The organism is Streptomyces sp. NPDC007863 (assembly GCF_040633895.1).
In the GTDB taxonomy this organism is placed as follows: domain Bacteria; phylum Actinomycetota; class Actinomycetes; order Streptomycetales; family Streptomycetaceae; genus Streptomyces.
In genome coordinates, this window is sequence record NZ_JBEYEI010000002.1 from 189,666 (window position 1) to 210,299 (window position 20,634).

The following is a 20,634-nucleotide window of genomic DNA, read 5'->3' on the forward strand; positions in this document are numbered from 1 at the left end:
GGGCTCAACGCCCGCCCGCCAGATGCTTGCGGTGCAGCCGCCCCCGAGGACTTCGTCCAGGGGGTGCCCCCAGCAGCCGGGGCGCCTCCAGGAAGCCCTCGGCGCGCCCGGCGGAGACGCCGATGCGCGGCAGGTCGGCGCTCTTCTCGAAGAGCATGAAACGCGGCTCCCAGATCGGTCGGTACTTGGCGTTGGCCCGGTACAGCGACTCGATCTGCCACCAGCGGGAGAAGAAGCTGAGCAGTGAGCGCCACAGCCTCAGCACCGGTCCCGCGCCGAGCTTCGAGCCGCGTTCGAAGACGGAACGGAACATCGCGAAGTTCAGTGAGACCTGAGTGATCCCGATCTCCTTCGCCCGCTGGAGGAGCTCGATCACCATGAACTCCATCAGCCCGTTCTCGGAGTCCCGGTCACGCCGCATCAGGTCGAGCGAGAGCCCCTTCGGCCCCCATGGCACGAAGGAGAGCAGCGCCCGCAGCTCGCCGGTCCCGTCGGTGCACTCCAGCATCACGCACTGCCCGTCGCGCGGGTCCCCGAGCCGGCCGAGCGCCATCGAGAAGCCGCGCTCGGTGGCGCCGTCCCGCCAGTCGTCGGCCTTGCGCAGCAGCTCCGCCATCTCCTCGGCGGGAATCGTGTCGTGGCGCCGGATCCGCACCTCGTACCCGGCCCGCTTGACCCGGTTGTACGCCTGCCGCACGGTCCGCATCGCCCGCCCGTCCAGGGTGAACTCGTCGGTCTCCACGATCGCCTCGTCGCCCAGCTCCAGGGCGTCGAGACCGTGCCGGGCGTAGATCACCCCGGCTTCCTCGCTCGCGCCCATCACCGCCGGGATCCAGCCGTGCTCCCGCGCCTCGGCGAGCCACGGCTCGATCGCCCCCGGCCAGGCCTCGGGGTCGCCGATCGGGTCTCCGGAGGCGAGCGAGACCCCGCCCACCACCCGGTAGGCGATGGCGGCCTTCTCGCTCGGCGACCAGACCACGCTCTTCTCGCGGCGCAGCGCGAAGTAGCCGAGCGAGTCCCGCTCCCCGTGCTTGTCGAGCAGCGCCCGCAGCCGCTCCTCGTCCTCCTCGGTCAGCGGGTCGACCGCCCGGCGGGAGCGGAAGGCGGCGAAGAGCACCGCGAAGAGCAGCAGCGTGGACATCACGTTGATGACCACGTCGACCCAGCCGGGGGTGGTGATGGCGGGGAAGCGGGAGTCGTCCGTGGCCAGCGTGATCAGCCGCATCACGCCGTACCGCCAGCGCTCCAGGAAGGTGGAGGTGCCGGTGGTGGCCGTGTTGGTGACGGTCACCAGGAGGGCGGCGAGCAGCGAGGTGACGAGCAGGCCGCCGACGGCGACGACCGCCGCGAGCAGCGGGTTGGAGCGGTCGCCCTTCGCGTAGAACTCCTTGCGGCCGAGCAGCAGCGCGGCGAAGAAGGCCGCGGTCAGGGTCAGCGAGATCCAGTTCTGGGCGTGCTGCCGGACCTCGGGGAAGATCATCACCAGCGCGAAGAGCAGCAGGAACAGCCCGCACAGCACCGTGTTGAGGATCCAGGCGGCCCGCTTGCGGCGGCGCATGGTGATCGCCAGGAAGAGCGTGAAGACGCCGGAGGCGAAGCCCGCCGTCAGCATGTACGGCGTGAAGTAGTCATCCTCGTTGTGCCGGCGCAGGTCCTGTCCCAAGGAGACCCAGACGGCGCTCAGGAGGTTGACGAACGTGACGGCGCGGAGGTACCAGACGGCGAACGCGGCACTCCGCCGCGAGCGGTCGGTGCCCCGGGGCGTTCCTTCGGCGGACAAACGGACCTCTCCCATGAAAAGCGATCATATGGGGCACCGCTTGCCATGCGGCGACGCCGGAGGCGGCCGTCCGCGCGTCGCGGACGGCCGCCTCCGGGCCTCACCGATTCCGGTGGTGCGCTCCCCGTCAGACCGCCCCGGCGGGGGCGGCCGCGCCCGCGGCGGTCGGCTCCGGGCGCTCGGGCAGCTCGGCGGCGAGCGCCGCCGCGGCCCGGACGAGGGGAAGCGCGAGCAGTGCCCCGGTTCCCTCACCCACGAGGACGCCCTGGTCGAGCAGGGGGTTGAGCGCCATCCGGTCCAGCGCCTTCGCCTGCGCCGGCTCCCCGGACACCTGGCCCGCCAGCCACCAGTCCGGCGCCCGGAACGCCGCCCGCTGCGCCACCAGCGCACAGGCCGCGCCCACCACGCCGTCCAGGATCACCGGCATCCGCCGCACCGCCGCCTGCAGCAGGAAGCCGGTCGTCGCCGCCAGGTCCGCCCCGCCGACCGCGCCGAGCAGCGCCAGCTGGTCGCCGAGCACCGGCCGGGCCCGCCGCAGCGAGTCCCGGATCGCCGCGCACTTGCGCATCCACGCCAGGTCGTCGATCCCCGCGCCGCCGCGCCCCGTCACCACCGAGGCGTCCGTGCCGCACAGCGCCGCGATCAGCGTCGACGCCGGGGTCGTACCGCCCACGCTCAGATCGCCGAGCACCACCAGATCGGTGCCCGAGTCGGCCTCCTCGTCGGCGATCGCCATCCCGAGCCGCACCGCCGCCTCGGTCTCCTCCGGCGTCAGCGCGTCCTCGACGTCGATCCGGCCGCTGCCGCGCCGTACCCGGTGCCGGGTCACCGACTCCGGCAGCAGCTCCGGGTCGCAGTCCAGGCCCGCGTCCACGACCCGCACCGGCACGTCCATCGAGCGGGCCAGCACCGCCAGCGGGCTCTCCCCGTCGAGCAGCTCCCTGACCAGGACGTGCGCGGTCCCGGCCGGGCGGCCCGACACCTCCTGCGCGGCGATGCCGTGGTCACCGGCGAAGACGACCACCTTCGGCTGCGCGATCGCCCGCACCCGCACCGCAGACTGGGCGGCCGACAGCCACTCGCCCAGCTCGTCGAGGCGGCCGAGCGCGCCCGCGCGGACGGCGAGCCGCTCCCGGCGCTCCTCGGCGTCACGCCGGATCCCGCCGTCGGGGCGCTCGATCAGATCGGAGAAGTCGTCGAGATTCAGGGGGTCCATCGGTCATCCGCCTTGTGACATCAGCGAGGTTCGGCACAGGTCCGTAGGGACCGGCTCCTTCGGGATCAGCACCCTACCCGCGCAACACCAGGGTCTGACCGGCGACCACGAGGACCACCTGCTCGCACTCGTCCCCGAAGGCCGCGTTGAGCCGCCCCAGCTCGTCCCGGAAGCGCCGCCCCGCCGCCGTCGCCGGAACCACGCCCGAGCCGACCTCGTTCGTCACCGTCACCACCGTCCTGCGGGTCGCCCGCACCGCCGCCACCAGCTCCGCCGTCCGCTCCCGCAGCGCCGCCTGTCCGCCGTCCGCCCAGACGGCGTCGTCCCAGGCGCCCACCCGGTCCATGGCGTCCGTCAGCCACAGCGACAGACAGTCGATCAGCAGCGCCGGCCCCTCCTCCGCGAGCAGCGGTACGAGATCGGTGGTCTCGGCCGTACGCCACGAGCCCGGCCGCCGCTCCCGGTGCAGGCTCACCCGCTCCGCCCACTCCGGGTCGCCCGCGCGGGTCCCGCCGGTCGCCACGTACACGACCTCGGGGAAGGTCTCCAGGCGCCGCTCGGCCTCCACCGACTTGCCCGACCGCGCCCCGCCCGTCACCAGCGTCCGGCGCGGCACCACCGGCAGCTCGTGGTACTCGCCCAGGTACAGCACCGTCCCGTCCGGCACCGCCCGCGCCCCGGCCGCCGCGAGCCGCCGGTCCAGCTCGCCGCCGGCCGGCGCGTCATGGTCCAGATGGACGGCGATCACCTCCGTGCCGGGCCCCACCGCACCACTCGCCCGCAGCCGGGCCAGCGCGTCGGGACGGCCCGTCACGTCCGCCGCCACCAGGTCGTACGGCTCCTGGTGGTTCTCCGCGAGCCCGGCCGGCGCCCCGCCGCGCGGCAGGTAGAGCAGCCGCTCGCCCTCGGCCGACACCACCTCGTAGCCGGTCCCCGGCGAGTCCATCGGCACCGCCCGCACCCGGTGCCCGCTGATCAGCGTCAGCTCCCGCCCGTCGGGCACCCGCCCGGCCGTCGGCAGCCCCGCCGGCAGCTCCACCGGCGGACCGTCGTGCGGATACGTCAGGAGCACCTGCCGCACCCCCACCAGCGAACGCCCCGCACGGGCCGCGGCGAGCGCCGCCCCCGGGGTGAGGTCGAGCAGCAGAGCCCCGTCCACGAGGAGCGCGGTCGCGGCACGCGCGCGTGCGCCGCGGGAGGACGCGCACACCGCGCAGGGGCAGTCGGGGCGGGGCAGGCCGAGCGGGGAGCCGGTGCCGAGCAGAGTCAGTTCCACGCTCTGAATCCTCCCGCGCCCCCGCGCGCGGTGCTCGCCCGGCTACGCTGCGGGCAGGAAACCGATCATCCGGTGAGCCCCAGGAGGCGGACATGGCATGGACGTGGCGGTTCGAGAAGTCCGACGGCACGGAGGTCACCCCGGTGGTGACCCCGGAGGACTTCACCACGCAGGGCGACGCCGAGAGCTGGCTGGGCGAGCACTGGCGCGATCTCCTCGCCGGCGGCGCCGACCAGGCGACCCTCTCCGAGGACACCGTCAAGATCTACGGCCCGATGCCCCTGGACGCGGGGGAGTAGGACCGCTGGACGCGGGGGAGTAGGACCGCCGCGCACGCGGCCCGCGGGGCCGGGGGCCGCTCACATCTCGCCGAGCGTGACCTCCGCCTCGCGGGTCGCCGTGCCCCGCACGTAGGTGACGTCCACCTCGTCTCCCGGCTTGCGGTCCGCCAGGGACTCCGCGAGCGAGGTGATCGTCGTGATGTCGTCGTCGGCGAGCCGGGTGATCACGTCGCCCGCCCGCAGCCCGGCGTCCGCCGCCGCCCCGCCGGCCTCGACCTCCACGACGGCCACGCCCGTCGGCTCGTACTCGTCGTCCAGGAGGGTGCGGCCGGTGATGTCGAGGGCGGCCCGGCCGGAGTCGGTGACCTTGCCGTCCTCGATGATCTGGTCGGCGACCGTCCGCACCATCGACGAGGGGATCGCGAAGCCGATGCCGGGCGCCGCGCCGCCGCCCATCTGCGGGTCGCTCGCCGCCAGCGTCGGGATGCCGATGACCCGGCTGTCCAGGTCGACCAGCGCGCCCCCGCTGTTGCCGGGGTTGATCGCCGCCGAGGTCTGCACCATGTTCCCGATGGTCGCCCCGGTGCCGCCGCCGGTCCGGCCCTCGCTGACCGTCCGGCCGGTGGCCGAGACGATGCCCTGGGTGACGCTGCCGGACAGCCCGAGCGGAGAGCCCATCGCCAGCACGATCTGCCCCATCTGCACTTCCGTCGAGTCGCCGAACTCGGCCGGCTTGAGCCCGCCGGGCACCGACTCCAGACGGATCACCGCGAGGTCCTGCTCCGGATAGGCCGCGACCAGCCGGGCCGCCACCGGCTGCCCGCCGGTGGCGGCGGTGACCTGGAAGGACGTCTCCTCGCCGACCACGTGGGCGTTGGTGACGATGTGCCCCTTGTCGTCGTAGACGACGCCGGAGCCGAGGCTCTCCGAGGCTTCGATCTGCACCACCGACGGCAGGACGTTCCTGATGACGGCCTGGTAGTCGTCCTGGAGGTCGTTCGCGGCGAGCGGCGCCGCCTGCGCGGTGGTCCGCTCGGGCGCGTCGGCCGCGCCGGAACCGGAACCGGAGCCGGACGAGCACCCCGCGGTCAGCGCGGCGGCGCAGATCCCCGCGGCGAGGGGCAGGACGAGACGTCGGGAGCGGGCACGGGAGCGGGCACGGGAGGCATCCATGTCCGGAGTATCCGTTCCGTCCCCTTCTTCGTCCCGGTGGACGCCGCCGATCAGGCGTACGTCCCGGAAGACCGGGCAGGGGTAGGGACCGGGAGCAGGCGATACGGAAAAGGGCCGGCGCGCCGCGTCGGCGCACCGGCCCCTCAGGCCACGGGGGACGGGCTCAGCCCCGCACCCCGCACAGGTGCAGCAGCGCCGCCACCCGCCGGTACGGATCCGTCCGGCCCGCCCGCTCCTCGGCGGCGAGCAGCCGCTCCAGCTCCTCGGCGGCCGGCAGCCCCGCCTCCGGCGGGACGCCGTCGGTGAAGACCCGCACCCCGTACCAGGCGTGCAGCGGCGCCGCGATCCCCGCGAGCGTCGCCGTCAGCGCGTCGAGGCGGTCGGCCCGCACCTTCACGCCGTCGTCGTCCTGGTAGACGTCCGTGTCGAAGCCGGCCAGCGCGCCCGCCCAGTCCCCGGCGAGCCCCGGCCGCATGGCGAGGGCGTCCGCGTTCCGTACCACCAGGGAGAGCAGGCCGCCGGGCGCCAGCATCCGGGCCAGGCCCGCGAGCAGCGCGTCCGGCTCGTCGGCGTACATGAGCACGCCGTGGCACAGCACCACGTCGAAACTGCCGGGCAGGAAGTGGACGCCGGTCTCGCGGCCGTCGCCCTCGATGAGCCGGACCCGCTCGCGGATCCCGGCCGGCTCGGTCGCCAGCGACTCCCGGGCCGCTTTCAGCAGCTCGGGGTCGGACTCCAGGCCCGTGACGGTGTGCCCGGCCCGGGCCAGCCGCAGCGCCTGCGTACCGGCCCCCATGCCCGCGTCGAGGATCCTCAGCCGCTGTCCCACCGGGTAGCGGCCGGTTATCTGCTCGTCGACCTGACGGGCGACGATCTCCTGCCGGATGGTGTCCCGCAGCCCGCCGTGACCGGCGGGCCAGTGGACGACCGCGGGCAGCACGGGAGCGCCCGCCCCGGTGGCGGCCACGCCGAACGCGTGGCCGCCGGAGACCGAGCCGTCCGCGCTCAGGGCCGCTCTCCGCGCTTGACCTGCGGCTTCGGCAGCCGCAGACGGCGCATCTGGAGCGTGCGCATCAGGCCGTAGGCGATCGCGCCGCGCTTCGGCTCGTTCGGGAAGCGCTCGTTGAGCTGCTTCCGCAGACGGATCCAGATGCCGATGGAGTCGATGATGATCAGGACGATCACACCGAGCCACAGCAGCAGCGAGATGTTCTGCAGCGAACGGTTGGTGTTGCCGAAGAGCGAGAGCACGAGGATGACCACGGCCATCGGCAGGAAGAACTCGGCGATCGCGAACCGCGAGTCGACGAAATCGCGCACGAACCGGCGCACCGGGCCCTTGTCACGGGCCGGCAGATAACGCTCGTCACCGCTGTTCAGCGCCTCGCGCTGACGCGTCAGGTCGGCTCGCCGCGCCTCACGCTGGCGCTTGGCGGCGTCCTTGCGGTCGAGCGGGGCGCTCTGCGCACGACGGCGCTGGGTCTGGGCCTCACTCCGCTTCGGGGTCGGGCGGCCCTTGGGGGCCTCGGGGTCGCGGGGCTGCTTGGAGAGGTCCGCCGTCACCTTCTCGGTGGGGGCCTTCTCATCCTTCGAACGGCTACGGAACACAAAACCCAAGGGTACGGGGTAGCGGGCATGGAACCCCAGCCCGGGAGGGAACGATCCGCTCACAGCCGGCGTCGTAGCCGGTACGCACACGAGGACGCAGGGCACGCCAGGGGTCTCCCCGAGATCCTTCTACTCCTCCCGCCGGAGACGGGAGGTGCCGCAGTCGTCCTTGGGGAGGAGCGCATCCCGCTCCGAACAGTGCGGTAATGGAGGCAGGGACCGTACTGTGGATCCTGACGAAGAGCTGGTGCCGAGTCCGTCAGAAGGGGGCGCGCGAAGCCCATGAGCGGTGTCATGAAGCGTATGGGGATGATCTTCCGCGCGAAGGCGAACAAGGCCCTTGACCGGGCCGAGGACCCGCGCGAGACGCTCGACTACTCCTACCAGAAGCAACTGGAGCTGCTGCAGAAGGTGCGCCGCGGTGTCGCCGACGTCGCCACCTCCCGCAAGCGGCTCGAACTCCAGCTGAACCAGCTGCAGGGCCAGTCCGCCAAGCTGGAGGACCAGGGCCGCAAGGCACTGGCCCTCGGCCGCGAGGACCTCGCCCGCGAGGCGCTGTCCCGCCGGGCGGCGCTCCAGCAGCAGGTCAGCGACCTCGAAGTGCAGCACCAGACGCTCCAGGGCGAGGAGGAGAAGCTCACCCTCGCCGCGCAGCGCCTCCAGGCCAAGGTCGACGCCTTCCGCACCCGGAAGGAGACCATCAAGGCCACCTACACGGCCGCCCAGGCCCAGACCCGGATCGCCGAGTCCTTCTCCGGCATCTCCGAGGAGATGAGCGACGTCGGCCTCGCCATCCAGCGGGCCGAGGACAAGACGGCCCAGCTCCAGGCCCGGGCCGGTGCCATCGACGAGCTGCTCGCCTCCGGCGCCCTCGACGACCAGTCGGGTCTCGCCAAGGACGACATCCAGGCCGAGCTGGACCGCCTCTCCGGCGGCACGGACGTCGAGCTGGAGCTCCAGCGCATGAAGGCCGAGCTGGCCGGGGGCCCCTCCGCTCAGCAGCAGGCCATCGAGGGCGGCGCCACGGGCACTCCGCAGCAGAACCAGCAGCAGAACCACCCCCGCTTCGACAAGCAGTAGCCGACCGGCAGAGGACGCGTCATGATCGTACGGATCATGGGGGAGGGCCAGCGCGAGCTGGCCGACAGCCACTTCGCCGAGCTGAACAAGCTCGACGACGAGTTGCTGCGCGAGATGCAATCGGGCGACGAGGAGGGCTTCCGCCGCACCCTGGCGGCCCTCCTCGACGCCGTCCGCACCCTGGGCGCCCCCCTCCCGGACGACGCCCTGGAACCCTCGGAACTCATCCTCCCGTCCCCGGACGCGACCCTGGACGAAGTCCGCGAGATGCTCTCGGACGACGGCCTGATCCCCGGTTAGGCGTGGCCACACCGGACGGCGCCCCGGGCGGCGCCGGAGCCGCCGCTCCCCCCGCCCCCCAGGACCCGTACCGTTCCCCGGTGACCCGCACCCACCTGGCCACCCGCCTGAGGGACCGCCTCCGCGACCACCCCCTCGCCTTCGACGCCGCCCTGGCCGGAGGCGTTCTCGTCGCGATGATCGCCGCCTCCTTCACCGACCCCCACGGCAGCGCCACCGGCCCCACCTTCGGCGACCGCGTCCCCACCCTCCTCGGCGTCGGGATGATGCTCGTCACCGCCGTCGCCCTCGTCTTCCGCCGCCGCAGACCCTTCGCGGTCCTCGCCTTCACCTCCGCGCTCGCCCTCGTCGAGCTGCTCGGCGAGACCCGCCCGGCCCCGGTCACCATCGGCGTCGTCGTCGCGCTCTACACCGTCGCCTCCCGCACCGACCGCCCCACCACCTGGCGCGTCGGCCTCGCCACCATGACCGCCCTGGCCGCCGCCGCCATGGCCTTCGGCCCGACCCCCTGGTACGCCCAGGAGAACCTCGGGGTCTTCGCCTGGACCGGCATGGCCGCGGCCGCCGGCGACGCCGTCCGCAGCCGCCGCGCCTTCGTCGACGCGATACGGGAGCGCGCCGAGCGCGCCGAGCGGACCCGCGAGGAGGAGGCCCGCCGCCGCGTCGCCGAGGAACGGCTCCGCATCGCCCGCGACCTCCACGACGTCGTCGCCCACCACATCGCCCTGGTCAACGTGCAGGCGGGGGTCGCCGCCCACGTCATGGACAAGCGCCCCGACCAGGCCAAGGAGGCCCTCGCCCACGTCCGCGAGGCCAGCCGCTCCGCCCTCGACGAGCTCCGCGTCACCGTCGGCCTGCTCCGCCAGTCCGGCGACCCCGAGGCCCCCACCGAGCCCGCCCCCGGCCTCGCCCTCCTCGACGGGCTCCTCGCCGGCTTCCGCAAGGCCGGGCTGCCGGTCTCGCTGGCCCGCACCGACGCCGGCCGCCAGCTCCCCTCGGCCGTCGACCTCGCCGCGTACCGGATCGTCCAGGAGGCGCTCACCAACGTCCGCAAGCACGCCGGTCCCGACGCCCGCGCGGAGGTGAGCGTCGTCCTCGTGGGCCGTACGGTCGAGATCACCGTCCTCGACGACGGCGCCCCGCAGCCCGGACCCGCCCCGGAGCCCTCCGGCGGCCACGGACTGCTCGGCATGCGCGAGCGGGTCACCGCGCTCGGCGGCGTCCTCACCGCGGCACCCCGCTACGGCGGCGGCTTCCGCGTCCAGGCGATACTGCCGCTGACGCCCGGGACGGCCCGGGAGCCGGGGGAGGACGCACGATGACCATCCGGGTACTGCTCGCCGACGACCAGGCCCTGCTGCGCAGCGCCTTCCGGGTGCTCGTGGACTCCGAGCCCGACATGGAGGTCGTCGGGGAGGCCGCCGACGGCGCCCAGGCCGCCGCCCTCGCCCGCAGCGAACGGCCCGACGTCGTCCTCATGGACATCCGGATGCCCGGCACCGACGGCCTCGCCGCCACCCGCGCGATCACCGCCGACCCCGACCTCGCCGACGTCCGCATCGTCATGCTCACCACCTTCGAGATCGACGAGTACGTCGTGGAGTCGCTGCGCGCCGGCGCCTCCGGCTTCCTCGGCAAGGGCGCCGAACCGGAGGAGCTGCTCGGCGCCATCCGGATCGCGCACGCCGGCGAGGCGCTGCTCTCCCCGGCCGCCACCAAGGGCCTGATCGCCACCTTCCTCGCCCAGAGCGCCGCCGCCGACCCGGTCGGCGCCCGGGTGGACGCGGGCCGGCTCGCCGCGCTCACCGCCCGGGAGCGCGAGGTCCTCGTCCTGGTCGGCGGCGGTCTCTCCAACGACGAGATCGCCGAACGGCTCGACGTCAGCCCGCTCACCGTGAAGACCCACGTCAACCGCGCCATGGCCAAGCTCGGCGCCCGCGACCGCGCCCAGCTGGTGGTCACCGCGTACGAGACGGGACTGGTACGCCCGAGGGTTGACTGACCCCACCGGGCGGCGTACTCCATACGCGGTACGCGCCGGCCCGGAAACGGGCCCGGGGGGCGAGGAATCCGTCCCCCGGATGGCCGATCCTGGGCGCTGGGGGGCGCTCCTGGCTGCCCGCCGCCTGCCGACGAGTACGCCACGGAAGAGAGACCCCATGTCCTGGCTGTCCAGATTCAGCCTCGCGCAACGGGCCCTGATCGGGCTGATGTCCATCGTCGCGATCGTCTTCGGACTGATCGCGATACCCCAGCTGAAGCAGCAGCTGTTCCCGTCGATCGAGCTCCCGATGGTCTCGATCATCGCCCCGTACCAGGGCGCCTCTCCCGACGTGGTCGAGAAGCAGGTCGTCGAACCGCTGGAGAACAACCTCAAGGCCGTCGACGGCATCAAGGGCATCACGTCCACCGCCTCCGAGGGCAGCGCCGTCATCATGGCCTCCTTCGACTACGGGGACGAGTCGACCAAGCAGCTCGTCGCCGACGTGCAGCAGGCCGTGAACCGCGCCCGGGCGCTGCTGCCCGACACGGTCGACCCGCAGGTCGTGGCCGGCTCCACCGACGACATCCCGACCGTCGTCCTCGCCGCCACCTCCGAGAAGGACCAGCAGGCGCTCGCCGACCAGCTGGAGCGGACCGTCGTGCCCGCCCTGGAGGACATCGACGGCGTGGGCCAGGTCAGCATCGACGGAGTGCAGGACCTCCAGGTCTCCGTCACCCCCGACGAGCGCAAGCTCGCCGCGGCCGGCCTGACCTCCATGAACCTCGCCGAGGCGCTGCGGGGCGGCGGCGGCACCATGCCCGCCGGCTCCTTCTCCGAGGCGGGCAAGAGCCGTACCGTCCAGGTCGGCGGCGGCTACACCTCGCTCCGGCAGATCCAGGACCTTCGCGTCAAGCCCGCGCAGGGCAAGGCGGTCCGGCTCGCCGACGTCGCCACCGTCGAGCAGGAGGAGTCCGCCCGGGTCTCGCTGACCCGCACCAACGGCAAGCCCAGCCTCGCCGTCATGGCCACCATGGACAAGGACGGCAGCGCCGTCGCCATCTCCGAGGCCGTCGAGGAGAAGCTGCCCGAGCTGCGCAAGCAGCTGGGCGCGGGCGCCGAGCTGACCGTCGTCTCCGACCAGGGCCCGGCCGTCGCCAAGTCGATCTCCGGCCTCACCACCGAGGGCGCCCTCGGCCTCGTCATGGCCGTCCTGGTGATCCTGGTCTTCCTCGCCTCGATCCGGTCGACGCTGGTCACCGCGGTCTCCATCCCGCTCTCGGTCGTCCTCGCGCTGATCGTGCTGTGGACCCGCGACCTCTCCCTCAACGTGCTGACGCTGGGCGCGCTCACCATCGCCATCGGCCGGGTCGTCGACGACTCGATCGTGGTCCTGGAGAACATCAAGCGTCACCTCGGTTACGGCGAGGACCGTCAGTCCGCGATCGTCACGGCCGTGAAGGAGGTGGCCGGCGCGGTCACCTCCTCGACCCTGACGACGGTCGCCGTCTTCCTGCCGATCGGCCTGGTCGGCGGCATGGTCGGCGAGCTGTTCGGTTCCTTCAGCCTCACCGTGACGGCCGCCCTGCTGGCCTCGCTGCTCGTCTCCCTGACGGTCGTGCCGGTGCTCTCGTACTGGTTCCTGCGCGCCCCCAAGGGCACCTCCGAGGACCCGGACGAGGCCCGCAGGCTCGCCGAGGAGAAGGAGGCGAAGAGCCGCCTCCAGCGCGCGTATGTGCCGGTCCTCCGCTTCGCCACCCGCCGCCGTCTCACCAGCGTGGCCATCGCCCTCGTCGTCCTGGTCGTCACCTTCGGCATGGCGCCGCTGCTGAAGACCAACTTCTTCGACCAGGGCGACCAGCCGGTCCTGACGGTCAAGCAGAAGCTGGAGCCGGGGACCTCCCTGGACGCCTCCGACGAGGCCGCGAAGAAGATCGAGAAGGTCCTCGCGGACACCGAGGGCGTCAAGGACTACCAGGTCACCGTCGGCTCCTCCGGCTTCATGGCGGCCTTCGGCGGCGGCACCGGCGCCAACCAGGCCTCCTTCCAGGTGACCCTGGAGGAGTCCGCCTCGTACGAGAAGACCCGCGACGCCATCGAGTCGGCCCTCGGGAAGCTCGACGGCGTCGGCGACACCTCGATCTCGGCCGGCGACGGCTTCGCCGCCCAGGACCTGAGCGTCGTCGTGAAGGCCGGCGACCGGGAGCTGCTCCAGAAGGCGTCCGAGCAGGTCCAGAAGGCCGTCGCGGAGCTGAAGGACGTCACCGACGTCCAGAGCGACCTCTCCCAGTCGGTCCCGCGGATCTCGGTGCGGGCCAACGAGAAGGCGGCCGACGCGGGCTTCGACGACACCACCCTCGGCATGATCGTCGCCCAGGCCGTCCGCGGCACCCCCGCCGCCAAGGCCACCCTGAACGACACCGAGCGGGACGTCCTCATCACCTCGGCCGCCCCGGCCGCCACCCTCGACCAGCTGAAGGCGCTGCCGCTCGGCCCGGTGAAGCTCGGTGACATCGCCACCGTCGAGCTGGTCCCCGGCCCGGTCTCCATGACCCGGATCGACGGCGCCCGCGCGGCGACGATCACGGCCAAGCCGACCACGGACAACACCGGCGCCGTCGGCACCGCGCTCCAGTCGAAGATCGCCGGGCTCGACCTGCCGGAGGGCGCCTCGGCCTCCGTCGGCGGCGTCTCCGAGGACCAGAGCGAGGCCTTCCTCAACCTGTTCCTGGCGATGCTCGCTGCCGTCGCGATCGTCTTCATGCTGCTCGTGGCGACCTTCCGGTCGCTGATCCAGCCGCTGATCCTGCTGGTCTCCATCCCGTTCGCCGCCACCGGCGCCATCGGCCTCCTGGTCGCCACCGGCACCGCGATGGGCGTCCCGGCGATGATCGGCATGCTGATGCTCATCGGCATCGTCGTGACGAACGCGATCGTCCTGATCGACCTGATCAACCAGTACCGGGCGCAGGGGTACGGCGTCGTCGAGGCCGTCGTCGAGGGCGGCCGGCACCGGCTCCGCCCGATCCTGATGACGGCCCTGGCGACGATCTTCGCCCTGCTGCCGATGGCCCTCGGCATCACCGGCGAGGGCGGTTTCATCGCCCAGCCGCTCGCCGTGGTCGTCATCGGCGGTCTGATCAGCTCGACCCTGCTGACCCTCCTCCTCGTCCCGACGCTCTACGCGATGGTCGAGCTCCGCAAGGAGCGCCGCGCGAAGAAGAAGGCGGCGAAGAAGGGCGCGAAGAAGACCGTGAAGGGCAAGGACGGCGAGCAGACGACGATCCCGGAGCAGCCGGACGTCACCCCGCTCGACGCGAGCCTCCTCGACGCCCTGGACTGAGGTCCCGGGTGACGGACGGAAGGGGCGGCCCCACGGACTCGTGGGGCCGCCCCTTCCGGCGTACGTACGGGAGAACCGTTACGGCAGGGCCAGCATCCGCTCCAGCGCCAGCTTCGCGAACGACTCCGTCTCCCGGTCGACCTCGATCCGGTTGACCAGGTTCCCCTCGGCCAGCGACTCCAGCGTCCACACCAGGTGCGGGAGGTCGATCCGGTTCATGGTCGAGCAGAAGCAGACCGTCTTGTCGAGGAAGACGATCTCCTTGCCCTGGTCGGCGTAACGGTTCGCCAGGCGGCGGACCAGGTTCAGCTCCGTGCCGATGGCCCACTTCGAGCCGGCCGGCGCCGCCTCCAGGGTGTTGATGATGTACTCGGTCGAGCCCACGTAGTCCGCGGCGGCGACGACCTCGTGCTTGCACTCCGGGTGGACCAGCACGTTCACACCGGGGATCCGGGCGCGCACGTCCGCGACCGACTCCAGCGAGAAACGGCCGTGCACCGAGCAGTGACCCCGCCACAGGATCATCTTGGCGGCCCGCAGCTCCTCGGCGGTGAGGCCGCCGCCCGGCTTGTGCGGGTTGTAGACCACGCAGTCGTCCAGGGACATGCCCATGTCGCGGACGGCGGTGTTCCGGCCCAGGTGCTGGTCCGGCAGGAAGAGCACCTTCTCGCCCTGCTCGAAGGCCCAGCCCAGCGCCCGCTCGGCGTTGGACGAGGTGCAGATGGTGCCCCCGTGCTTGCCGGTGAAGGCCTTGATGTCCGCCGAGGAGTTCATGTACGAGACGGGGACGGTGACGTCCGCGATCCCGGCCTCGGTGAGCACGTCCCAGCACTCGGCGACCTGCTCGGCGGTGGCCATGTCGGCCATCGAGCAGCCGGCCGCGAGGTCCGGCAGGACGACCTTCTGGTCGTCGCCGGTGAGGATGTCGGCCGACTCGGCCATGAAGTGCACGCCGCAGAAGACGATGTACTCGGCCTCCGGCTTGGCGGCGGCGTCACGGGCGAGCTTGAAGGAGTCCCCGGTGACGTCGGCGAACTGGATGACCTCGTCGCGCTGGTAGTGGTGGCCGAGCACGAAGACCTTGTCCCCGAGCTTCTCCTTCGCCGCGCGGGCCCGCTCCACCAGGTCCGGGTCGGAGGGAGACGGCAGGTCGCCCGGACACTCCACGCCGCGCTCGCTCTTCGGGTCGGCCTCGCGGCCGAGCAGCAGCAGGGCGAGCGGCGTCGGCTGGACGTCCAGGGTGGTGTTCTGGGCGGTGGTCACGTCACGCACCCTTTCTTCGGGGGGAGCTTCAAAAGCCTTTTCGTCTAAATGACGCTATCTATCATAACCCCTTCACGTCATTCTGACGATGGCCATAGTGTCGATGTGACGAATTCGCCTTCCGCGTCTCTGGACAGGGTGTGCGAGCATGAAGGAGGGAAATCCCACCCGACCCGGAATGAATCCGGGGCACCGCCGGTTGTCACCGTCGGCAAGCAGTCTCCGTACAACCCGGGAGAGATGTAGATGTCCGTATCGGACGAGACCAGCACCGTCACCGACGGCATCCTTCTGAGCGACGCCGCCGCGGCCAAGGTCAAGGCTCTGCTCGACCAGGAAGGCCGTGACGACCTCGCGCTGCGCGTCGCCGTCCAGCCCGGTGGCTGCTCCGGCCTCCGCTACCAGCTGTTCTTCGACGAGCGCACGCTCGACGGCGACGTCGTCAAGGACTTCGACGGCGTGAAGGTCGTCACCGACCGCATGAGCGCCCCGTACCTCGGCGGTGCCTCGATCGACTTCGTCGACACCATCGAGAAGCAGGGCTTCACGATCGACAACCCGAACGCCACCGGCTCCTGCGCCTGCGGCGACTCGTTCAGCTAAACCGTCGCGGAGCGCCGAAGAGGGCGGTGGCCCGGGAGACCGACCTCCCGGGCCACCGCCCTCTCCGCATGCCCGACGACGGTGTGCCCGACGCCTACCTGCGCGGCACCGCCTCGTCGCTCGCCGCGTCCACCACCGGACGGTCGCCGAGCGGCGCCGCCAGGGTCACCTCCACGGTGATCTCCTTGGCGACCAGGATGCAGGCCTCCTGCTCCGGGTCCAGCAGCTTCTCCTCGATCCGCACCCGCACCTGCCGCGGGTCCTCCGCGGCGTGCGCCGTGTACGCGTGGCACACCCCGCCCCAGAAGGTCACCGCCAGCGTCCGCCCGTCACCGCCGACCGTGAAGGACTCGATCCGCCGCACCGGCGCCGTCCCCTCCGAGGGCTCCGGCGCGACCGGCTCGGGCGACGGCGTCGCCGGCGGCACCAGGAACTCCGCCGCCACCGCCGTCGAGGTCACCGTGTACGGCGCCGAGTCCGCCGGATCCGCGGTGAACAGCCACGTCGGCACAAGCAGCCGCCCGTCCGCCGTGTCCGTCGCCGCCAGGCCGAGCACCGCGCCCGTCACCGGCACCTGGCGCGGCGGGGCCATGTCCACGATCGTCTGGCAGGGCGCCTCCTTCCCGGCCCCGTCCGGCGCCTGCGGCTCCCCGGCCGGCGGATCCGTGGCGCAGCCGCCGATGCCGATCGGACCCGTGCCCTTCGACGCCTCGTTCAGCTGCGCCAGCGCCCGCTCCGCCGACACCACCGGGTACGTCGCGCCCTCCGCCGGCTCCTTCAGCGTCCCGCTGCCCGCGACCGGCCGCCCGTCCGGGCCGATGTGCAGCCCCGTCGACCAGCCGTAGGTGGGCAGCCCGCCGATCACCGGATCGGCGTTCACCACCCGCACCGAGCCGTTCATCACCTGCGTCGCCGACACCTTGGCGTCGTCCTGCCCCAGCGCCTTCAGCACCGGCGCGGCCGCCGCCCTCGCCGCGGCCTCGCTCACCGGGGAGCCGCCCGCCGGCGGCTTCGCCTCGCCCGGCGGCGGACACGCCTTCCCCTTCAGGCAGGTGTCGCCGGCCGGACCGCCGTCGTACCAGGAGTACGTCCAGCTCCCCGGCGCCTGCCGCGCCACGTCCAGGCGCGGCCCCTGGCCGTCCTTCTCCGGCCGGATCGTCCACACGTCCCCGACCAGCGCCGGGCGCCCCTCGACGCCGAGGGCCACGGCCAGCCTGGTCACCTCCTCGGAGGTGACCAGGCCTTCCGGCCGGTGGACCGCGGCCGACGAGGGCCCCTGGGGGAGTGGGCCCTCGGCTCTGTAGACCGTCCCGTTCGGGCCGCCGCCCGGGTCGGGCTCGCCCGGCGCGATCCCCGCGTCCGGGGCCGTACCGCCGCTCCCGCCCCCGAGCCGCAGGAGCGGCGGCGCGGTCGCCGCCGCCGCGCCCTTCGCCTCGGTCCCGGCTTCGCCCTCGTCACCGGCGGCGGTCAGATACAGCCCACCGCCACCGGCCAGCAGCACACCCGCCGCCACCGAGGCGACGAGCGCGGTCCGCCGCCCGCGTCCGCTCTCCGTACCGCTCACCGCAACGCTCCCTCGTGTCGTTCGGACACCGTTGGGACGGGGCGGGGGCGCGGTCGGTTCCGTCCCGTCAGCCGCCGTACTCGGCGGTGGCGGCGATCAGCCGCGCCGACGCGTCCGGGACGACCACCCCGTGGATCGAGGCGGGGGAGACCGGGGCCGGCGCCGGATCGGCCGGCGTCACCCAGTGCGGGACCATCCGGGCACTGGCCCCGCGCAGCTCGGCGAGGCTCAGTTCGGACTCGTGTCGCTCACGCGGAGCGGGGTACGTGGTCATGGGCGCACCGTATGCACCACCCGCCCCCGGAGAAAAGGCCTACTCTGGGGTAGTTTCCACTGTTCGGCAGCGGCCCCCGCAGCGGCTACCGTGGATCGTCATCGCCCTTTACACCCGCAGGAGCGTCCCAGCCGTGCGTATCGCAGTCACCGGCTCCATCGCCACCGACCACCTCATGACCTTCCCCGGCCGGTTCGCCGACCAGCTCGTGGCCGACCAGCTCCACACGGTGTCCCTGTCCTTCCTCGTGGACAACCTCGACGTCCGCCGGGGCGGCGTCGGCCCCAACATCTGCTTCGGCATGGGCCAGCTCGGCGGCAACCCGGTCCTCGTCGGCGCGGCCGGCTACGACTTCGACGAGTACCGCGCCTGGCTCGACCGCCACGGCGTCGACACCGGCTCGGTCCGCATCTCCGAGGTCCTGCACACCGCGCGCTTCGTCTGCACCACGGACAAGGACCACAACCAGATCGGCTCCTTCTACACCGGCGCCATGAGCGAGGCCCGGCTCATCGAGCTCAAGGCCGTCGCGGACCGGGTGGGCGGGCTCGACCTCGTCCTCATCGGCGCGGACGACCCCGAGGCGATGCTCCGCCACACCGAGGAGTGCCGGACCCGGGACATCCCCTTCGCCGCGGACTTCTCGCAGCAGATCGCGCGCATGAACGGCGAGGAGATCCGCACGCTCCTCGAAGGGGCGACGTACCTCTTCTCCAACGAGTACGAGAAGGGCCTCATCGAGTCGAAGACCGGCTGGACCGACGAGGAGATCCTGTCCCGCGTCGGCCACCGCGTCACCACGCTCGGCTCGCGCGGCGTCCGCATCGAGCGCGTCGGCGAGCCGGCGATCGAGGTCGCCTGCCCGGAGGAGGAGGCCAAGGTCGACCCCACCGGCGTCGGCGACGCCTTCCGCGCGGGCTTCCTCACGGGTCTCTCGTGGGGCGTCGGCCTGGAGCGGGCCGCGCAGATCGGCTGCATGCTGGCGACGCTGGTCATCGAGACGCTCGGCACGCAGGAGTACACGCTGCGCCGCGCCAACTTCATCGAGCGCTTCACCAAGGCCTACGGCGAAGAGGCCACCGCCGAACTCCAGGCCCACCTCTCCTGACCCCCCGCCCGGCGCCCGTCTGCCGGGCCTGGGCTTCCGCGCCCGAACCCGCACCCGCTGTACGGCTCCGTACGGGTGCGGGTTCGGGCGCATGTGCGGGGGCACCCGCGGAGGGTGCCGTTCCGGCAGGCGGTGTCAGGAGCTGCGGCGGACCGTGTACGCGTGGGCGCCTCCGGGGGCGGCGGCTTCGCCCACGTACTCCTGGCCCCGCATCTCGCACCACGCCGGGATGTCGAGCCGCGCCGCCTCGTCGTCGGCGAGCACCACCACCGTCCCCCCCACCCGCACCGTCCCGATCACCTTCGCCAGCTCGATCACCGGGATCGGGCACCGCTTCCCGACCGCGTCGACGACCAGCTCCTCCGCGAGCGCGGGCTCGGCCGCCGCCGGCACCGCGCCCAGCCGCTCCCGTACCGACGCCACGACCCCCGGCAGCACCGCCAGGAAGCGGTCGACGTCCGCCTCCTCCGTGCCGGCCGGCAGCGAGACCCGTACGTTCCCCTCGCTCAGGACGCCCATCGCGCGCAGCACATGGCTGGGCGTCAGCGTCGAGCTCGTACACGACGAACCGGACGAAACGGAGAAACCCTCCCGGTCCAGCTCCGCGAGCAGCGTCTCCCCGTCGACGTACAGACAGGAGAAGGTGACGAGGTGGGGCAGGCGCCGCACCGGGTCGCCGACGACCTCCACGTCCGGCACCAGCTCCGGCACCCGCGCCCGGATCCGGTCCACCAGGGCCCGCAGCCGCGCGCCCTCCGCCGCCGCCTCGGCCCGCACCGCCCGCAGGGAGGCCGCCGCCGCGACGATGGCCGGCAGGTTCACGAAGCCGGGCGCGCGCCCCGACTCCCTTTCGTCGGACGGCCCTTGGGGGGCGAAGCGGACGCCCTTGCGCACCGCGAGCAGCCCGACGCCCGCCGGCCCGCCCCACTTGTGCGCGCTCGCGGCGAGCAGCGACCACCCCTCCGGCACCGGCCCCCAGCCCAGCGACTGCGCCGCGTCCACCAGGAGCGGCACCCCGGCCGCCCGGCAGGCCTCGGCGGTCTCGGCCACCGGCTGCTCGGTGCCGACCTCGTGGTTGGCCGACTGGAGGCAGGCCAGTGCGGTCCCCTCGCCCAGCGCCGCCGCGAAGGCCGCCGGGTCCACCGCCCCGGTCCGCCCGACCGGCACCTCCGTCACCTCGCCGCCGGCCGCCGCGTGCGCCTCGCCGGCGTGCAGGACGGAGGAGTGTTCGACGGCCGACACCACGAGCCGCCGGCCCACCCGCCGGCGCCCGGCGAGCGCGCCCGACACGCCCGAGTGGACCGCGCGCGTCCCCGAAGGAGTGAAGACGAGTTCGTCGGGGCGACAGCCCACCGCCTCCGCCGCCGCCTCACGCGCCGCGTCGAGCAGCAGCCGGGCCCGCCGCCCCTCCCGGTAGAGCCGGGCGGGGTCGGCCCATCCCTCGTCGAGGGAGGCGAGCAGCGCCTGACGGGCGACGGGGTGCAGGGGAGCGGCGGACGCGGCGTCGAAGTACGGCATCCGCCCACCGTAGGGCCTGCCCCGGCGCCGCCCGCCCGCGCCCCGCGGATCCCCGGGGCGCCGCGGGTGAAGCCCCGTCAGGAGTGCGCCCCGGTGGGCCCTGAGACCCCCGAACGGGCGCTTCCGGTCCCTCTCCGGAACCTTTGCGTCCATCCCTTCGGGGACTCGGACGGCGCGTTGGGCACCCTCCCCGCGCGACCCCAAATAGCGTCCAGTAGGGTTTGGTCCGCATAAACATCCAAACCCCTGCCCGCGGCCGGGGCGGC

The 20,634-nt window shown here is 73.1% G+C and carries 18 protein-coding genes; 8 read left to right on the forward strand and 10 right to left on the reverse strand.

Going from position 1 to position 20,634, the window contains the following annotated elements; translation table 11 throughout:
• Positions 1-4: 4 nt before the first annotated feature.
• The 3 genes from ABZ621_RS03480 to ABZ621_RS03490 all read right to left on the reverse strand — a co-directional run bounded on the left by ABZ621_RS03480 (position 5) and on the right by ABZ621_RS03490 (position 4,272).
• A complete protein-coding gene (locus ABZ621_RS03480; RefSeq protein WP_360600241.1) occupies positions 5-1,795 on the reverse strand; it encodes a phosphatidylglycerol lysyltransferase domain-containing protein in 1,791 nt (596 codons plus the stop codon).
• 112 nt (positions 1,796-1,907) lie between these two features.
• A complete protein-coding gene (gene cobT, locus ABZ621_RS03485) occupies positions 1,908-2,987 on the reverse strand; it encodes a nicotinate-nucleotide--dimethylbenzimidazole phosphoribosyltransferase (RefSeq protein ID WP_360600805.1) in 1,080 nt (359 codons plus the stop codon).
• Positions 2,988-3,069: 82 nt separating this feature from the next.
• Positions 3,070-4,272 (reverse strand): bifunctional adenosylcobinamide kinase/adenosylcobinamide-phosphate guanylyltransferase, encoded by a 1,203-nt coding sequence (locus ABZ621_RS03490; protein ID WP_360600243.1) that lies wholly within the window; start codon positions 4,270-4,272, stop codon positions 3,070-3,072.
• Between the two features lie 92 nt (positions 4,273-4,364).
• Here ABZ621_RS03490 and ABZ621_RS03495 point away from each other — a divergent pair, with 92 nt between their 5' ends.
• Positions 4,365-4,571 carry a hypothetical protein gene (locus ABZ621_RS03495; protein WP_189945085.1) on the forward strand — a complete coding sequence of 69 codons (207 nt, stop codon included), beginning with the start codon at positions 4,365-4,367 and terminating at the stop codon, positions 4,569-4,571.
• A 60-nt stretch (positions 4,572-4,631) separates the two neighbouring features.
• On the opposite strand, the gene ABZ621_RS03500 is transcribed toward ABZ621_RS03495, so the two are convergent.
• The 3 genes from ABZ621_RS03500 to ABZ621_RS03510 all read right to left on the reverse strand — a co-directional run bounded on the left by ABZ621_RS03500 (position 4,632) and on the right by ABZ621_RS03510 (position 7,334).
• Complete coding sequence (locus ABZ621_RS03500) at positions 4,632-5,726, reverse strand: trypsin-like peptidase domain-containing protein (RefSeq protein WP_360600245.1); 1,095 nt, start codon at positions 5,724-5,726, stop codon at positions 4,632-4,634.
• Positions 5,727-5,889: 163 nt separating this feature from the next.
• The gene (locus ABZ621_RS03505; RefSeq protein WP_360600807.1) at positions 5,890-6,666 is read right to left on the reverse strand and encodes a methyltransferase domain-containing protein; all 777 of its coding nucleotides are present in this window, start codon (positions 6,664-6,666) and stop codon (positions 5,890-5,892) included.
• Between the two features lie 65 nt (positions 6,667-6,731).
• Positions 6,732-7,334, reverse strand: coding sequence for a DUF3043 domain-containing protein (locus ABZ621_RS03510; protein WP_360600247.1), 603 nt, complete (start codon positions 7,332-7,334; stop codon positions 6,732-6,734).
• Positions 7,335-7,616: 282 nt separating this feature from the next.
• Between ABZ621_RS03510 and ABZ621_RS03515 the strand changes: the two genes are divergently transcribed.
• The 5 genes from ABZ621_RS03515 (at position 7,617) to ABZ621_RS03535 (ending at position 14,038) form a co-directional block, all read left to right on the forward strand.
• Positions 7,617-8,414, forward strand: a complete 798-nt coding sequence (locus ABZ621_RS03515) for a PspA/IM30 family protein (RefSeq protein WP_360600249.1) — start codon at positions 7,617-7,619, stop codon at positions 8,412-8,414.
• 21 nt (positions 8,415-8,435) lie between these two features.
• On the forward strand, positions 8,436-8,714 hold the full coding sequence (locus tag ABZ621_RS03520; protein WP_360600251.1) for a hypothetical protein: 279 nt from the start codon (positions 8,436-8,438) through the stop codon (positions 8,712-8,714).
• Between the two features lie 80 nt (positions 8,715-8,794).
• Complete coding sequence (locus ABZ621_RS03525) at positions 8,795-10,036, forward strand: histidine kinase (RefSeq protein WP_360600253.1); 1,242 nt, start codon at positions 8,795-8,797, stop codon at positions 10,034-10,036.
• Positions 10,033-10,716: a response regulator transcription factor gene (locus ABZ621_RS03530; RefSeq protein WP_360600255.1), complete on the forward strand. Its 684-nt coding sequence runs from the start codon at positions 10,033-10,035 to the stop codon at positions 10,714-10,716. Before ABZ621_RS03525 ends, ABZ621_RS03530 begins: the two co-directional genes overlap by 4 nt.
• 157 nt (positions 10,717-10,873) lie before the next feature.
• Entirely contained in the window at positions 10,874-14,038 is a 3,165-nt protein-coding gene (locus tag ABZ621_RS03535; RefSeq protein WP_360600257.1) for an efflux RND transporter permease subunit, read from the forward strand.
• A 78-nt stretch (positions 14,039-14,116) separates the two neighbouring features.
• On the opposite strand, the gene nadA is transcribed toward ABZ621_RS03535, so the two are convergent.
• Positions 14,117-15,301 (reverse strand): quinolinate synthase NadA, encoded by a 1,185-nt coding sequence (gene nadA, locus ABZ621_RS03540; protein WP_360600259.1) that lies wholly within the window; start codon positions 15,299-15,301, stop codon positions 14,117-14,119.
• Between the two features lie 246 nt (positions 15,302-15,547).
• Here nadA and erpA point away from each other — a divergent pair, with 246 nt between their 5' ends.
• Entirely contained in the window at positions 15,548-15,904 is a 357-nt protein-coding gene (erpA, locus tag ABZ621_RS03545; protein ID WP_169085577.1) for an iron-sulfur cluster insertion protein ErpA, read from the forward strand.
• A gap of 94 nt (positions 15,905-15,998) precedes the next feature.
• Here the strand turns inward: erpA and ABZ621_RS03550 are convergent, their stop codons facing one another.
• Both ABZ621_RS03550 and ABZ621_RS03555 read right to left on the reverse strand, forming a co-directional pair.
• Positions 15,999-17,468 carry a hypothetical protein gene (locus tag ABZ621_RS03550; protein WP_360600261.1) on the reverse strand — a complete coding sequence of 490 codons (1,470 nt, stop codon included), beginning with the start codon at positions 17,466-17,468 and terminating at the stop codon, positions 15,999-16,001.
• 67 nt (positions 17,469-17,535) lie between these two features.
• Positions 17,536-17,742 carry a hypothetical protein gene (locus tag ABZ621_RS03555; RefSeq protein ID WP_030496813.1) on the reverse strand — a complete coding sequence of 69 codons (207 nt, stop codon included), beginning with the start codon at positions 17,740-17,742 and terminating at the stop codon, positions 17,536-17,538.
• 133 nt (positions 17,743-17,875) lie between these two features.
• On the opposite strand from ABZ621_RS03555, the gene ABZ621_RS03560 reads away from it, so the two are divergent.
• A complete protein-coding gene (locus tag ABZ621_RS03560) occupies positions 17,876-18,850 on the forward strand; it encodes a carbohydrate kinase family protein (RefSeq protein WP_360600263.1) in 975 nt (324 codons plus the stop codon).
• Positions 18,851-18,985: 135 nt separating this feature from the next.
• Here ABZ621_RS03560 and ABZ621_RS03565 read toward each other — a convergent pair whose 3' ends face one another.
• Positions 18,986-20,368, reverse strand: coding sequence for an aminotransferase class V-fold PLP-dependent enzyme (locus ABZ621_RS03565; RefSeq protein ID WP_360600265.1), 1,383 nt, complete (start codon positions 20,366-20,368; stop codon positions 18,986-18,988).
• Positions 20,369-20,634: the final 266 nt, after the last annotated feature.